The sequence below is a fragment of the Sphingomonas sp. OV641 genome (assembly GCF_900109205.1).
Classification (GTDB): Bacteria; Pseudomonadota; Alphaproteobacteria; order Sphingomonadales; family Sphingomonadaceae; genus Sphingomonas.
This window is the reverse complement of the sequence record NZ_FNZB01000001.1, coordinates 2,238,828-2,253,691: the sequence shown is the minus strand read 5'-3', so window position 1 is coordinate 2,253,691 and position 14,864 is coordinate 2,238,828. Positions and strand designations below refer to the sequence as shown.

Annotated in this window: 12 protein-coding genes; 4 read left to right on the top strand and 8 right to left on the bottom strand. The window is 65.1% G+C overall.

Translation table 11 applies throughout. The features are described 5' to 3' along the window. Positions 1–31 precede the first annotated feature (31 nt). From BMX36_RS10715 to pgmG, 4 genes are all read left to right on the top strand, one after another. Positions 32–1,342, top strand: a complete 1,311-nt coding sequence (locus BMX36_RS10715; RefSeq protein ID WP_256210730.1) for an efflux RND transporter periplasmic adaptor subunit — start codon at positions 32–34, stop codon at positions 1,340–1,342. Then, entirely contained in the window at positions 1,342–2,022 is a 681-nt protein-coding gene (locus BMX36_RS10710; RefSeq protein WP_066775170.1) for an ABC transporter ATP-binding protein, read from the top strand. The genes BMX36_RS10715 and BMX36_RS10710 overlap by 1 nt, the downstream gene beginning before the upstream one ends. Before the next feature lie 50 nt (positions 2,023–2,072). After that, complete coding sequence (locus BMX36_RS10705; protein WP_093064998.1) at positions 2,073–4,568, top strand: ABC transporter permease; 2,496 nt, start codon at positions 2,073–2,075, stop codon at positions 4,566–4,568. Between the two features lie 68 nt (positions 4,569–4,636). Then, positions 4,637–6,004 (top strand): phosphoglucomutase/phosphomannomutase PgmG, encoded by a 1,368-nt coding sequence (gene pgmG / locus BMX36_RS10700; protein WP_093064996.1) that lies wholly within the window; start codon positions 4,637–4,639, stop codon positions 6,002–6,004. Positions 6,005–6,071: 67 nt separating this feature from the next. Here pgmG and BMX36_RS10695 read toward each other — a convergent pair whose 3' ends face one another. The 8 genes from BMX36_RS10695 to BMX36_RS10660 form a co-directional block, all read right to left on the bottom strand. After that, positions 6,072–6,455 (bottom strand): VOC family protein, encoded by a 384-nt coding sequence (locus BMX36_RS10695; protein WP_066782259.1) that lies wholly within the window; start codon positions 6,453–6,455, stop codon positions 6,072–6,074. A gap of 106 nt (positions 6,456–6,561) precedes the next feature. After that, positions 6,562–7,668, bottom strand: coding sequence for an S-(hydroxymethyl)glutathione dehydrogenase/class III alcohol dehydrogenase (locus BMX36_RS10690; RefSeq protein ID WP_093064994.1), 1,107 nt, complete (start codon positions 7,666–7,668; stop codon positions 6,562–6,564). A gap of 86 nt (positions 7,669–7,754) precedes the next feature. Next, the gene (locus BMX36_RS10685) at positions 7,755–8,780 is read right to left on the bottom strand and encodes a sensor histidine kinase (protein ID WP_066782257.1); all 1,026 of its coding nucleotides are present in this window, start codon (positions 8,778–8,780) and stop codon (positions 7,755–7,757) included. Positions 8,781–8,865: 85 nt separating this feature from the next. Next, complete coding sequence (locus BMX36_RS10680; RefSeq protein WP_066782256.1) at positions 8,866–9,309, bottom strand: response regulator; 444 nt, start codon at positions 9,307–9,309, stop codon at positions 8,866–8,868. Between the two features lies 1 nt (position 9,310). Next, positions 9,311–10,822, bottom strand: coding sequence for a sensor histidine kinase (locus BMX36_RS10675; protein ID WP_093064992.1), 1,512 nt, complete (start codon positions 10,820–10,822; stop codon positions 9,311–9,313). Between the two features lie 58 nt (positions 10,823–10,880). Then, complete coding sequence (locus BMX36_RS10670; protein ID WP_066782263.1) at positions 10,881–11,639, bottom strand: exonuclease domain-containing protein; 759 nt, start codon at positions 11,637–11,639, stop codon at positions 10,881–10,883. Between the two features lie 142 nt (positions 11,640–11,781). Beyond that, a complete protein-coding gene (locus BMX36_RS10665) occupies positions 11,782–13,068 on the bottom strand; it encodes a glycoside hydrolase family 130 protein (RefSeq protein ID WP_093065503.1) in 1,287 nt (428 codons plus the stop codon). A gap of 44 nt (positions 13,069–13,112) precedes the next feature. Next, positions 13,113–14,732, bottom strand: coding sequence for a mechanosensitive ion channel family protein (locus BMX36_RS10660; RefSeq protein ID WP_256210729.1), 1,620 nt, complete (start codon positions 14,730–14,732; stop codon positions 13,113–13,115). Positions 14,733–14,864: the final 132 nt, after the last annotated feature.

Genomic DNA, 14,864 nt, shown 5'->3' with positions numbered 1-14,864 from the left:
TTCGGATCCGGACGCGATGAGCGTCGTGCACATGCCGAAAGACCTTCCGGCGGAGCCGCGCGCCGTGTCGGGCAGCGGCATGGACCGTGTCGTGGCGCGCAAGCGTCTGCCGCGCTCCTGGGTGATCGCCGGTGCGGCACTTGGGCTGATCGCCATCACTCTGCTGATCTGGTGGATCGTGCCTCGCGGCAGCACGCAGTCGATCGCCGCCGACAGGCTGACGATCGCGTCGGTGCAGCGTGGTACGTTCGAGGATTACATCCCGCTGCGCACCCGAGTCACCCCGCTCCTTACCGTGTATATCGACGCGATCGAGGGCGGGCGGGTCGAAAAGGTGCTGGTGGAGGATGGCACCATGCTCGCCGCGGGCCAGCCGATCGCGATCCTCTCGAATGCGGAGCTGCAACTGTCGACGCTCGCGCGCCAGACGGAGGTCGAGCAGCAGATCAACAACATGCGCGCGCAGGAGCTTTCGCTCGCACAGACCCGCGTGCTGAACGAGCGCGCCGTGCTGGAGGCGCAGCTCGCGCTGGAAAAGGCGCAGCGCCAGTTCGATCGCGAGGCGCCGCTGGCAGCGCGTGGCTTCATCGCCGGCCGGCAGTTCGCCGACACGGGCGACCAGCTGCGCTACGAGCGCCAGCGGCTCGCCGTGGTGCGTCAGGGCCGCAGCACGGATGACAAGCTGCAACGCGGCCAGCTTGCGCAGCAGCGCGCCTCAACGGCCTCGCTTCAGGCGGGGCTGGAGCTGGCTCGCGCCAATCTCGACGCGCTGAACCTGCGCGCGCCGGTCGCGGGGCAATTGTCCGGTTTCTCGATCCAGGTCGGCCAGTCGATGTCGCCGGGCGAGCGGATCGGCCAGATCGATTCACCCGGCCGCAACAAGCTGCAGGCCGGCGTGGATGAGTTCTTCCTGGGCCGTGTGGAAGTGGGGCAGAAGGCGCGGATCGATGCCGGCAGCCGTACCCACCTGGCGCGCGTCACCAAGATCTTCCCCCAGGTGCAGAACGGCCAGTTCCAGATCGAGCTTCAGTTCGTCGGTGCGGAGCCGGAACGGCTGCAGCGCGGCCAGACGGTGCAGGCGCGGCTGACGCTCAGCGATCCTGCGTCCGCGGTGCTGATCCCGAACGGCGGCTTCTACAACGACACGGGCGGCGCCTGGGTGTTCGTGGTGGCGCCCGATGGCCGCTCCGCAGTGAAGCGCCCTGTTCGGCTGGGCCGCCGCAATCAGGATCATGTCGAGGTGCTCGACGGGCTCACGCCGGGCGAGCGCGTGATCACCTCCCCCTACACCGGGTTCGCCGACAAGGACGCGCTCGATCTCACCCAAGGAAAGGATATTTGATGCTTCGGATGCGTGACGTGATGCGGCTGTATCGCACCGACAGCGTCGAGACGGTGGCGCTGGACGGGATCGACCTGGATATCGCCGCGGGGGAATTCGTCGCGATCATGGGACCGTCCGGGTGCGGCAAATCGACGCTGCTCAACGTCATCGGCCTGCTCGATAGCCCGACCAGCGGCTCCTATGTCTTCGATGGCACGGAGGTCGCCGGCCTGGGCGAGGCGAAGCTCGCGGCGTTCCGCAAGGCGCACATCGGCTTCATCTTCCAGAGCTTCAATCTGGTCGACGAGCTGACCGTGCGCGACAATATCGAACTGGCGCTGCTCTATCACGACGTCTCCGCCAAGGAGCGGCGCTCGCGGGCGGAGGAGGTGATGGACCGCGTGGGCATCGGTCACCGCGCCCGCCATCGCCCTAGCCAGCTTTCCGGTGGCCAGCAGCAGCGTGTGGCGGTGGCCCGCGCGCTGGTTGCCACGCCCAAGCTGATCCTGGCCGACGAGCCGACCGGCAATCTTGATACCAATCATGGCGAGGAGGTGATGCGCATGCTGCAGCAGCTGAACGCGGAAGGATCGACCATCGTGATGGTCACCCACTCGCCCGCCCATGCCGATTACGCCAGTCGCGTGGTCAACATGCTGGACGGTCGGATTCTCCAGGAACGCCGGCGCGCGGCATGATCGCGCCCGCCCCCCTTCAGCCCGCCCGATCCGTCTAGGAGGCGCCCGCCATGTGGCGAAACTATTTCACCGTTGCGATCAATGCGCTGGCCAAGAACCGCGTGTATTCGATCATCAACCTCTTGGGTCTGGCGATCGGAATGGCGGCGTGCCTGCTGATCCTCGCCTTCATTCGCTATGAAACCAGCTTTGACCGCTGGGTGCCGGGGGGCGAGAACACTTATCAGCTCCAGACCTGGTATGCCGATCCGCGCGACGGACCGCCGTTCTTCCTCCAGATGGCCAGCTATGTTGCCGAAGAGCGGATGCGGAAGGATTTCCCGCAGGTCGAGAGCACCGTCTATCTTCTCGCCGGCAGCCCGACGATCGTGAAGGACGGGCAGGTCACGACGGCGAAGAATTACCTCGTCTCCAATGGCGATCTGCTATCGGTGATCGACCTGCCGGTACTCCGGGGATCAAAGGGCGCGCTCAATGCGCCGGACACTGCCATCCTCACCCGATCGGAGGCCGTGCGGCAGTTCGGCACCGATGACGTGGTGGGCCGCACGATCAGCCTGATCCAGAAGGGCAAGACCTATGATTACCGCATCAACGCGGTGATCGCCGACCTGCCCAAGAATTCGCATCTAAAGATCAATGCCGTGGTCCGGCGCGATTTCCCGTCCTATTTCGCGCAGGAGCGGGAGTTTCTGACCTGCTGGGGCTGCCAGTCCGGCTGGGTCTATGTGAAGCTGAAACCCGGCAGCGACGTTGGCGCCATCAATGCGCAGATGCCCGCCTGGGAAAAGCGCAATATCCCGGATGAGAATTTTGGCGGTAATCGCTTCAACCAGGGCGATGACGCCGATTGGAAGCTGGTGCTGATCGCCGATGTGCACCTTGGCAAGGCGCAGTCCGGATCGCTGACGCCGGGCAATGATCGCAGCACCATCGCCACCTTTGCCGTGATCGCTGTGCTGATCCTCAGCATGGCGGTGGTGAACTTCACCAACCTGGCGACCGCGAGGGCGGGCCAGCGCGCGCGAGAAGTGGCGCTGCGCAAGGTATTGGGCGCCACGCGCAAGCAGCTGATCGCGCAGTTCGTCGGCGAATCCCTGCTGGTCGCGCTGATCGCCGTGGTCATCGCGCTGGCACTGGGGGAGCTGCTGATCCGACCCTTCGCGAGCTTCCTCGATGCCGATCTCACCTTTGACTATTTCGGCGGTAGCGGAATGCTGCTTCCCGCCCTGGCGCTGGTGGTGATCGTCGGTCTGCTCGGCGGCCTTTACCCGGCTTTCTTTCTGTCGCGGTTCCAGCCGGCGAGCGTGCTGAAGGCGAACAAGTCCTCGGCGGAAACGCCGGGCAGCGGGCGGCTGCGCAGCATCCTCGTCGTAGGGCAGTTCGCGATATCGATCGCCCTCATCATCTGCACCGCCATTGTCTACGGCCAGACGGTGTACGCACGGTCGGTCGATCCAGGGTACAAGCGCGATCATATCCTGCAGGTCGAGAATCTCAGCCGGTATCAGCTGATCGGCCGGGGCGAGCAACTGGCCGAGCGCATGCGGCGCGTGCCGGGGGTCGTCGCGGTCGGCCGAACGGACATCGGCGTTGCCACCATGAACAACAGCAACACCGGCGTGCTCGTGCCCGGCCGGTCGGAGCCGGTGTCCCTCGGCCGCTACCGCGTCGATACAGGGTTCCGCGATGCCATGGGGCTGGAGGTCGTCGCCGGCCGCTGGTTCGACCCCGCCCGCCCGATGGACGACCAAACGCTTTCCTTCCCCGAGACGCCGGAGGAAACACGGGCGCTGGTGGCGCGCGGATCCAATGTCGTGATCAATGAATATGCCGCACGCAAGCTGGGCGCGCGCACGCCGCAGGAGATCATCGGCAAGACCTTCCGGCTCGGCATGGGGCCGGAGGTCGGGGAAATGCCGATCACCGTCGTCGGCGTGGTGAAGGATTCGCGCTTCCGCTCGGTACGTGAGCCGCTGGACCCGATCGTGTTCCTCGGCACGCGCGAAGGCACGACCCATATGGTGATCCGCTACGATGGCGATCCAGCCACCGTTCGCGCCGGCGTCGAGCAGGTGTGGAAACAGGCGGTCAGCGACGTGCCGTTCGAGGCGCAGTTCAGTGAGGCGATTGTGGAGGACCTCTACAAGGCCGAGGCACGCCGCGCGCAGATCTTCGCCGGCTTCGCGATCCTGGCCGTCGTGATCGCCTGCCTCGGGCTGTTCGGGCTCGCCGCCTTCACCGCCGAACGCCGCACCAAGGAGATCGGCATCCGCAAGGTGCTGGGCGCGCGGACGCTCGACATCGTTCGCCTGCTCGTATGGCAGTTCAGCCGTCCGGTGCTGGTCGCCAACCTCATCGCCTGGCCGGTCGCCTGGTGGGTGATGCGCGATTGGCTGAACAGCTTTGACACGCGCATGGCGTTGACGCCCCTGCCGTTCCTGCTGGCGGGAGTTCTGGCGCTGACGATCGCGGTGGTGACGATCGCCGGCCACGCCTTCAAGGTCGCGCGTGCCAATCCGATACGGGCACTGCGGTACGAGTAGGGACGCGCGCCGCGCGGGCGAATGCTCGGGGGGTGACGAGGGTGTCGCAGGCCGCGTAAGCAGAAGGGATGCGGCACCGGCTTCCCTCGTCCATCCTGCGTGAATATGACATTCGCGGCACCGTCGGCCGGACGTTGAACGCGCCGGATGCAACGGCGATCGGCCGCGCCTTCGGCTCGATCGTTCGCCGGAGCGGCGGTACCCGCGTTGTCGTCGGGCGCGACGGGCGGCTCTCCTCACTTATGCTGGAAGCAGCCTTGGTCGAAGGGCTGCGCGCCGCCGGGGTGGACGTGATCCGCATCGGTGTCGGCCCCTCACCGATGCTCTACCACGCGGAGCGCCACCTGGAGGTGGACGGCGGCATTCAGGTGACGGGCAGCCACAATCCGCGCGACGACAATGGCTTCAAGATGGTGCTTGGCCATCGCCCGTTCTTCGGATCAGACATCATGGCGCTTGCGGCGCTCTCGGAGCAGGGCGAGGTGGAGAGCGGGGCTGGGGGCGTCAGCGATGTCGAGATGCTCGCGGATTATGTCGCGCGCCTGATCGCGGGGGATCGCCTCTACCCGCTGCGCGTTGGATGGGACGCGGGCAATGGTGCCGCCGGTCCGGCGATCGAGCGCCTCGTCCAGCTCCTGCCGGGTGAGCATCACCTGCTGTTCACCGAGGTAGACGGCAATTTTCCCAACCATCATCCCGATCCTACCGAAGAGGCGAACCTTGCCGATTTGAAGGCGCTCGTCGCCCGCGAAAAGCTTGATTTCGGTGTAGCTTTCGATGGCGATGGCGATCGCATCGGCGCGGTGGACGGGGAAGGGCGGGTGATCGCGGGGGATCAATTGCTTGCGATCCTGGCGGAGCCGGTGCTGCGCCGCCAGCCGGGCGCGGCGATCGTCGCTGACGTGAAGGCGAGCGCCACGCTTTTCGATCGGATCGCGGAGCTCGGCGGCCGGCCAGTGATGTGGAAGAGCGGGCACAGCAACATCAAGACCATGATGCACGAGGTCGGCGCCCCGATCGCCGGCGAGATGAGCGGGCATATCTTCTTCGGCGAATTGGGCGGCCACGACGACGCGCTCTATGCCGCGATACAGCTGATCCGCGCCATCGGTGGCGGCGGCAAGACGCTGGCTGCGATGCGCGATGCCTTTCCCGATGTGGTGGCCACGCCCGAGCTGCGCTTTCCGGTGGAGGAGGCGCGGCGCGAAGAGGTGGTGCAGGAAGTGCTGGCGCGGCTCGCCGCGGATGGCGCGAGGGTCGATCGCACCGATGGCGCCCGCGTCACGACGGCAGATGGCTGGTGGCTGCTGCGCGCGTCCAACACGCAATCCATGCTCACCGCCCGCGCCGAGGCGCGTGACCAGGCAGCGCTCGACCGGCTGATTGCCACGATCGATGCGCAGCTGGCGCTCAGCGGCGTGACACGCAGCGGATGAACAGAAGGTAGAACGCCGGCCGCCGTGGAATATGGCGAGCCGGCGTCGATGTTAGCGGATCATGATGTCAGGACGGCATCCGGTGCATGGCGCACAGCTTGTTGCCGTCCGGATCGCGGAGATAGGCGAGGTACAGGTTGCCGAACCCGGCCGAGCGCACGCCCGGTGCATCCTCGATCGCCTCGCCGCCATTCGCAACGCCCGCCTTGTGCCAGGCGTCCGCCTGCTCGGGCCCGGACATGGCGAAACCGATCGTGCCGCCATTGGCGTGGGTGGCCGCTTCGCCGTCAATCGGCTTGGTCACCAGGAACAGTCCGCCGTTCAACATGTAGATCAGGCGACCCTTGTCGTCCTCGATCGCGGGGTTTCCACCCAGCGAGCCGAACAGGGCATCGTAGAATTTACGCGAACGCGCGATATCGTTTGATCCAACCATGACGTGGCTGAACATCGGTCCTCTCCCCTAGATTAGGGGAGTGTCATGCCCACCGGCGGAGCGGGAGTCGAGGGGCGGCTGCATTTCACGCTTCCGCCCGCTTCGCTGACAGCCAGAGGGATCAGTAAACCACCACGCTGCGGATGCTCTCGCCCGCATGCATCAGGTCAAAACCCTTGTTGATTTCGTCAAGCGTCAGCCGGTGCGTGATCATCGGATCGATCTGGATCAGGCCGTTCATGTACCAGTCGACGATCTTGGGCACGTCCGTGCGGCCGCGTGCGCCGCCAAAGGCCGAGCCTTTCCAGACCCGACCCGTCACCAGCTGAAATGGGCGCGTGGCGATCTCTTTTCCGGCCTCCGCCACACCGATGACGATCGATTCGCCCCAGCCGCGATGCGCGCTTTCCAGCGCCTGGCGCATGACGACGGTGTTGCCCGTGCAGTCAAAGGTATAATCGCCGCCGCCGTCGGTCATCGCGATCAGATGCTGCACGATGTCACTGACAGTCTTGGGGTTCACAAAATCGGTCATGCCGAACTTGCGGCCCCATTCCTCCCGGTCCGGGTTGATGTCCACGCCAACGATCCGCGCCGCGCCGGCGAATTTGGCGCCCTGAATCACGTTGAGGCCGATGCCGCCCAGTCCGAACACGATCACCGTCGCGCCCGGCTCCATCTTGGCGGTGTTCACTACCGCGCCAACACCAGTGGTGACGCCGCAGCCGATGTAGCAGCTGGTGTCAAACGGCGCGTCGGTGCGGATCTTCGCCACTGCGATTTCCGGCAGAACGGTGAAGTTCGAGAAGGTGGAGCAGCCCATGTAGTGGAAGATCTGCTGACCCTTGTAGCTGAAGCGGCTGGTGCCGTCCGGCATCAGCCCCTTGCCCTGAGTTGCGCGGATGGCGGTGCACAGGTTGGTCTTCTGGCTGAGGCACGACTTACACTGGCGGCATTCGGGCGTGTAGAGCGGGATGACGTGATCATCCGGCGCGACGCTTGTCACGCCCGGCCCCACCTCGCGCACGATGCCGCAGCCTTCATGGCCCAGGATCGACGGGAAGATGCCCTCGGAATCAAGGCCGTCAAGGGTATAGGCGTCCGTGTGGCAGATGCCGGTCGCCATGATCTCGACCAGCACCTCGCCGGCCTTCGGCCCTTCGAGGTCGAGCTCGACGATCTCCAGCGGCTTTTTCGCTTCGAACGCGACGGCGGCACGGGTCTTCATTGCGGGCTCCTCAATTGGGCTGGCCGGCCTTCTAGGCTGAAACGCAGCGATTTTCATCACCGCTACGAAAGCGGCGGGCGTTGCGATCAGGCCAGGGCGGCACGCAGAATGGCGCGGGTGCCGCGGTGCGCGGGATCATATTCGACGTTCGACTGGAGGCTCTGCGCCATGGCGCGGATCAGCTTCGTGCCGACGCCCGTGCCCCCCGGCGAGATGCCGCCGGACATGCCGACGCCATCATCTTCCACCGCCAGCAGGAACACGTCTTCGCCTTCCCGATGCAGTGCGACGCGCACCTCGCCGCTTCCGGCGGGATAGGCGTATTTGCAGGCGTTGCTCACCAGTTCAGTGACGATGACACCCAGCGAGACCGCGCGGTCCGTGGGCAGCCGGATTGCATCTGCCACCAGCCGGAGCGCGCGCGGGCGATCAACCGTCGACCAGGTTTCCGCCAGTTCATCAACCAGAGTGCCGAGATACTCGCGCATGTCGACATGCTCCACGTCGCCGCCCGTGTAGAGGCGGCGGTGCACCTGTGCGATGGCGCTGATCCGACGCTGCGTGTCCTCCAGCGCGGCACGGGCGCCTGGATCGCTGAGCGCGCCAGCCTGAAGCCGCACCATGGCCGACACGAGCTGCAGCGAATTGGCGACGCGGTGATTGACCTCGGCAAGCAAAGCCTCGAGCCGCGCGTTGGACACGCGGAGCGACTCCTCGGCCGCCGATTTCTGCTTCTCAAGCTGCGCATGGGAGACCACGGCGCGAAAGGATGCGTCGAGCAGGTCGAAGAAATCGTCGCCCACCGATTTGACGACATAGTCCGATGCACCGGCGCGCAATGCGGCGACCGCAACCCGCTGTTCCTCCGATCCGGTGACATAGACGACGCTCGGCGGATCGGGCAGCTCGCGCAATCGGGCGAGCGTTTCCAGCCCATCGATCCCCGGCATGTAATGATCGACGGCGACTAGGTTGAACTTCTGCTCAGCGGCGATGCGCACGCCGAGCTCGCCGCCTTCCGCGGTGGTGACATCCCAGCCCCGGCGCGCGAGCGCGCGCGAGGCCAGGCGCCGGATGCCTTCATCATCGTCGATGTAGAGGATGCGGTCCATCAGGCCACCATGACCGGATCGCACCGGACCACGCGTGCGTGAACCGTGGCCTCAAGCGATGATGCGATCAGGGCCACGATCTGGCTCATCCCTCGATGTCGGGAACCTGGATGACGGACAGGAACAGACCCAGCTGGCGGATCGCCTGCGCGAAGCTCTCATAGTTCACCGGCTTGGTGATGTAGACGTTGGCGCCCAGATCGTAGCAGCGCTGGATCTCGCGGCTGTCGTCCGTGGTGGTGAGCACCACGACGGGCGTGCGCTTCACCGGCCCTTCCGACTGCTTGATCTTCGCCAGAATGTCCGTCCCGCTCATGTCGGGCAGGTTGAGGTCGAGCAGCACCAGCGCGGGGCCGTTCAGCATCGGGCCTTCGGGCGCGTTGAAAAGGTAGTCGAGCGCGCTTGTCCCGTCGAGGAAGTGCTTGATGTCGTTCAGAATGCCTGCGCGGCGAATATTCTTCTCGATGAGGCGGGCGTGACCTTCGTCATCCTCGATCATCACGATGCTGACGGATTGATGTGCGTTCATCTCAAGACTTTTCCTGCAGGCTCAGCGTCGGCGGAAGCGATAAGCGGAAGGTTGCCCCTTCGCCAAGCGCCGAGCGCAAGGTAATCGTACCGCCGAGGCGATAGGCGAGGGCGCGCACATGGGCCAGGCCAATCCCTTCGCCGGGCTGGTCCTGCGCACCCGAACGGCGGAACAGGTCGAACACGCGTTCATGATCCCGCGGATCGATACCGCGGCCATTATCGGATACGGTGATCCACACCCGGTCGCCAGCCGTGCCGCCGCTGACCTGTACCTCGACGGGCCGATCGGGATGCCGGTATTTCACCGCATTCTCGATCAGGTTGGAAAGGATCTGTTCGATCGCCACCCGGTCGCTGACGAGCCGCGGCAAGGTGCCGTCCACCTCGATGCTGGCGCCGGTCTCGTCAAGCCGGTGGGCCATGGAGTCGCGGATCTGATCGACCATGCGAGTGAGGTCGAGCAGCTCGGGTGCAAGCACGCGGCGGCCTTGCCGCGACAGGGCAAGGATGGCGTTGATCAGCCGGTCCATCTTCTGCGTGGAGGTGCGGATGAAACCAATCGCCTCGGGCAGATCCTCTTGCGCTGCCAGGCGCGCATCCTCGGTAAGAAGATCGGGCGCGTCCTGTTGCACCTGCTGAACCATCTCGCGCAGCGCGGCCGTTGCGGCTTCCAGTTCAGCGGTGAACCCCATCACGTTCACCAGTGGTGAACGAAGGTCGTGGCTCACGATATAGGCAAATCTCTGGATCTCGTCATTGGCGCGTGACAGGTCCGCCGTCCGATCCACGACGATCGCTTCGAGGCTTTCGTTCAGCTGCTGAAGCTGTTCGCGCGATTGCGCGAGGTCGGTGGTGTAGCGCACCACGACCAGCAGTGATGCCAGCGCGACGGCGACCAGCAATATACCCGCGACCGCCAGCACGGTGTAGAACAGGTTGAGGCTGCGTTCCTGCTGCGCGTCGCGGCTGGCCAGCAGCTTGCGCTCCTCGCGGGCCATGGCGTCGAAGATCTTGCGGATGTTGCCCAGTCGTGTGCTGCTCAGTTCCGCCTGGAAGAGCTCATTGGCTTCCGAGATCCTGCCGTCGACGATGAGCTCGACGCTTCGCGTGCGCAGCGCCACCAGTTCCCGCAATTGCTGTTCCAACTTGCGAACGTTCGATTGCTGGCGGGGATTGTCGTAGGTGAGCTGGCGCAGCTTCTTGGCGAAGCGGGGCAAGGCGTTTGCCGCATCGGTATAGGAATCAAGAAAGCTGGTCGTCTCGGGCGAAAGCAGGAAGCCGCGCCGTGTCGTCTCGCCCTGCTCGATCAGCCGCCGTGTGTCGGCGATCGCCAGCTCGACTTCATAGGTATGGGACACGGCCTGGCTGTGCCGCGCCAACTCGCCCGTCACCCAGGCAGCGGCGATGCCAGCCGCGATCAGCGCGAGAAAGCCGATGGCCATGAAGCCAATCAGCACGCGCCCAATCCTGCCTTCGCCCGCAGCGAAGCTTTGCCCCCGTTCCCCGGCCATCGCTGCTGCGTCTAGGAGCGGATCGGGAAAAACGCCAGAGGTGCTGCCTTGACCTGAGTCAAAGCAGCAGTTCCTGCGCGCTCATGCGGCCGACCAGCCCGCCGCCACGGCGACGCGCCAGCTCCGTTTCGGCGGTGAACCGCACATCGGGATCGCGATCGGTCAGAAACTTGACGAGGCTTTCTTCCTCGATCTCGTTCCACGGCTTGCCACGATCGGGGCCGAAGCGCACGCGCGGCAGAAGGGCCGGAATGCTCGACCATTCGAGCAATTGCGCGACGCTTGCCTCGTTTAGTTGGTCGCGCAGATGATGGGCCGTGACATAGGCGTCCGGAAAGGCGCGGTGGGCTGGCAGACCCCGCTCGTGATCCAACCCTGCCGGCTTGCGCCAATAGCGCAGCACCTGGTTCGAGAAGCTGGGAGAATCGGGCCACAGCCGCAGCGCGCACTTCCAGGTGCAGATCCACTCCGCGCCGTGAGTAAGCGCGGGGGTGCAGAATTGCTGTTCGAAGTCGGCGCGATGCGCGGCAAGCGCCACGCGGCGCGGATAAGGGTCAAGGACGTTGCGGGCGACGTCGTGCCACCATGGTGCATCGGCCACGTCCTCATCACGGATATGATGGATCGCCTGCGTGATCGGCGGCATCGACCTTCCCGGATTGACCAGCCGCTGCCCGCCTTCGCCATACAGCTCCCAGCGGCCGTCCGCCCCCAGGGCGACATCCTGCCATCCGATTTCGCAAACCCCATGCTGGGGCGGGGCGTTGCCAGTGGTCTCTAGGTCGATGACGCGGATGATGCTTGGTTGGCGACGCATGCGCCCCATGTGGGGGCTGGCGGCGGCGCTGTCATCCATCGGCTTGCAAGTTCGCGTGCAGAGCTCAACCGGCCCGGACGCTCCCGCCTCGTCATCGGACCCGTTCGCACCCCGGTGACGCGGTCATTTCTGCCCGCGCCGCTTAGGCGGGCGCCATCACCGAAAGCAGGTCATCGACACTGCCGACCGCGAAGGCGCTAAATTCGTCTCCGATGGCATAAGGCAGCAGGATGCGCCGATGATGGAGCAGCGCACCGCAGCTGTAGGTGACATTGGGAACATAGCCGCCGCGCTGCTCCGCGCTGGGGAACAGGAGCGGGGAGGGAGTTCGGGCCAGCACCTTGCAGGGATCGGCCTTGTCCAGCAGGCAGGCCCCCACACAATAGCCTCGCACCAGGCCTACGCCGTGGGTGAAGACGAGCCATCCTTCGTCGATTTCGATCGGTGAGCCGCAATTGCCCATCTGAACGAATTCCCAAGGATATTTCGGCCCCATGATCCGCTCGCCGCTGTCCCATTGCTCCAGCCTGTCAGACCGCAGCAGCCAGATATTCTCGTTGTCCTGCCGCCCGAGCATCACGAACTGCCCGTCAATCCGCCGCGGAAAGAGCGCCATGCCCTTGTACCCGGCCATCTTGCCGGTCAGCGGGCGCATCTCCACCGTGCGCATGTCTATGCCGCGCAGTAGCTCGGCACGCGCGGTCATGCCGTCGAACGCCGTATAAGTGCCGATCACGCTCTGCGTGCCGTCGTCGTCGGTGAAGTTGACCAGCCTCAGGTCCTCGATCCCGGATCGCTGGCTGGGCAGCACGGGGAACAGCACGGTTTCCGATACGTCCGCGCTGTCGGTGCAGAGCAAACGCATCCAGCCGTCCAGTTCCTTGTCGAGCCGCGGCGGCATGCCGTGCTCGCTGGCTGCATCGACGACGATCGTGTTGCCGCCATTCCACCGGCCAGTGCGGAAGGTGACGGACGAGATATGTCCTTCCCCGATCCCGCGCAGCGAGAGGAGGAAGGGCAGTTCGTCATCCTCTATGTCGGCGTCGGGCAGACGGATGATGCTGGGGTTGAACAAGGCCGCGGATTCGAACGCATATTCCTGGCTGAAATAGGCGCCGATCAGCAGCCGGTCCGTCTCGTCCAGTTGTCCCGGCAATTGGAGGTCGCCGGCAACATCGTCGAAACGGCGCAGGAACGTCGCGTCAGCATTGCGATGGCGCTCATGCATCGGCTTTTCGATTAGGTTGCGCATCCGCTGGCGCATGGGCTTGTCGAGCGACAACAGCCGGTCGGCGACCTGCTGCATCCGTTTGGGCCGATCGTTGCCGAACGGTTCGGGATAGGCGAAGCTGAACGGGCGGATCACGGTGCGCGAGGGATCGGGTTTGAGTTCGATCTCCAGCGTGGTGAAGACGTCCGCTGCTTCCATCAGGTCGAGCCCTTGTTGGGAGTGTTGTCGGGGGTAGAGGCCGCTCATGAACGATCAACCGGGCCTGAGGATGCCTCAGGCGCATCGACACTGGCCAGGAAGACGGTGCGAGTGGGAAAGGCGATGCCGATCCCGGCGGCGGTCAGCCCCTCATAGATCGACAACAGCAATTCCTGGCGGACCACCGTGCTTTCGCCGAAGTCGCTGACATTGATGTAGGAGAAGACCTCGATATCCAGCGAGCTTTCACCGAAGGCGGTGAAGCGTGCGCGCGGACCATCCTGCAGCACCTTGTCATGGCTTTGCAGTACCTTTTCGATGATGGCGACGGCCTCGCGCACCTTGTCGGCAGCGTTGCTATATTCGATGCCGATCGTCGGCGCGAAGAGGAAGCGGTCGCGCTTCGCGAAATTCTCGATCTGGCGCGAGGAAAAGTCGCCATTGGGAATGGTGACAACCGTGCGGTCATTGGTGCGGATGCGGGTGGATCGGATGCCGACATCCTCCACCGTGCCAACCACATCGCCCACGCGGCAGAAATCACCCACCTGCACCGGACGATCGGCAATGACGGTGACGCTGCCGACCAGGTTTTCGACCGTCTTCTGCGCGCCGAGCGCCAGCGCGATACCGCCGATGCCGAGCGCGGCAATCCCCGTCGTCACGTCAATCCCAAACGTGTCGAGCACGGCCACGACGCTGAACACCAGCAGCAGGATCTTGGCCGCACGGCGCAGCAGGCTGACGACCGACACTGCCTGGCGTCGCGACCCACGATGCGCACGGGCGATCGCGACGTCCGCGATCGCGTCCACCAATCTGAGGCCGAACCAGACAAGCGCGATCGCTGCGACCCCGCCGGCATAGCGCAGCAGCGTCTGCCGCGCGACGATCGCGACCTCCACCTTCTCCGCCCAGCCGTAAAAGGCGATTACCGCCAAGAAGAGGCTGAACGGCGGCAATGCGGCATGGAAGAAGCGGTAAAAGCCGTTGGCGTCGGGGTCCGAGATACTCCGTCGCATCACGGCGAGTACGGCGGTCGACAGCAGGCGCAGCACAACGAAGCTCAGGATCGCGGCGCCGATCAGCAACCCCCAATCCTCCACCGGCGCGCCGCCGACGTTGACCCCGGTGATCTCGGCAGCTGGCGCGCTCGTGGCGGCGGTGGTGGCCGGCACCGCCATTAGCCGCCGGATGGTGTCGTGCGAGATGCGCCACACGCGGCGGCCGTCGACTTCCCCCTGTGTCATCAGGATCGGGGCGTCGCCTTCCCCGACTCCAAGATCACCGATCAGTTCACGGTCGAACGGCAGGTCATCGTCGATGCGGCCACCGGCTTCATTGGCCAGTCCGGCAAACGGGATCAGCGATCCGCCGCTGTCCAGCAGCCCCTGCAAGCGCCGGGCGAGCTCGGTCGCACCGCCGAGCACACGTTGATCCTGCTGCACGGGCAGGTCGAAGTAATTGGCGGCGCGATCATAGTCGCGCTTCGCTAGTGCTTCGATCAGGCCAGTGACCGCGGACCGCGGCGTTTCGCGACCGAACGGGTCTGCCGGTACCGCTGGCGCGGCCGTGTTGGAGGAAGCATCCTGGGCGACCGCAGGCGAGGCGGTCAGCGTGGCAAGCAGCAGAATGAGGAGAAAGCGACGAAGAGAATGGAGCACGATTACCTGCGGCGTTGGGGAACGTCCGCAAGGGGGAACGCCGCTGTGGGCGGAAAGGTCGCACCGCCCATGGCGCCTGCGACACGCTTGAACCGCTTACGACTCCATCGCCCGTACGCTTTTCTCGCTCGC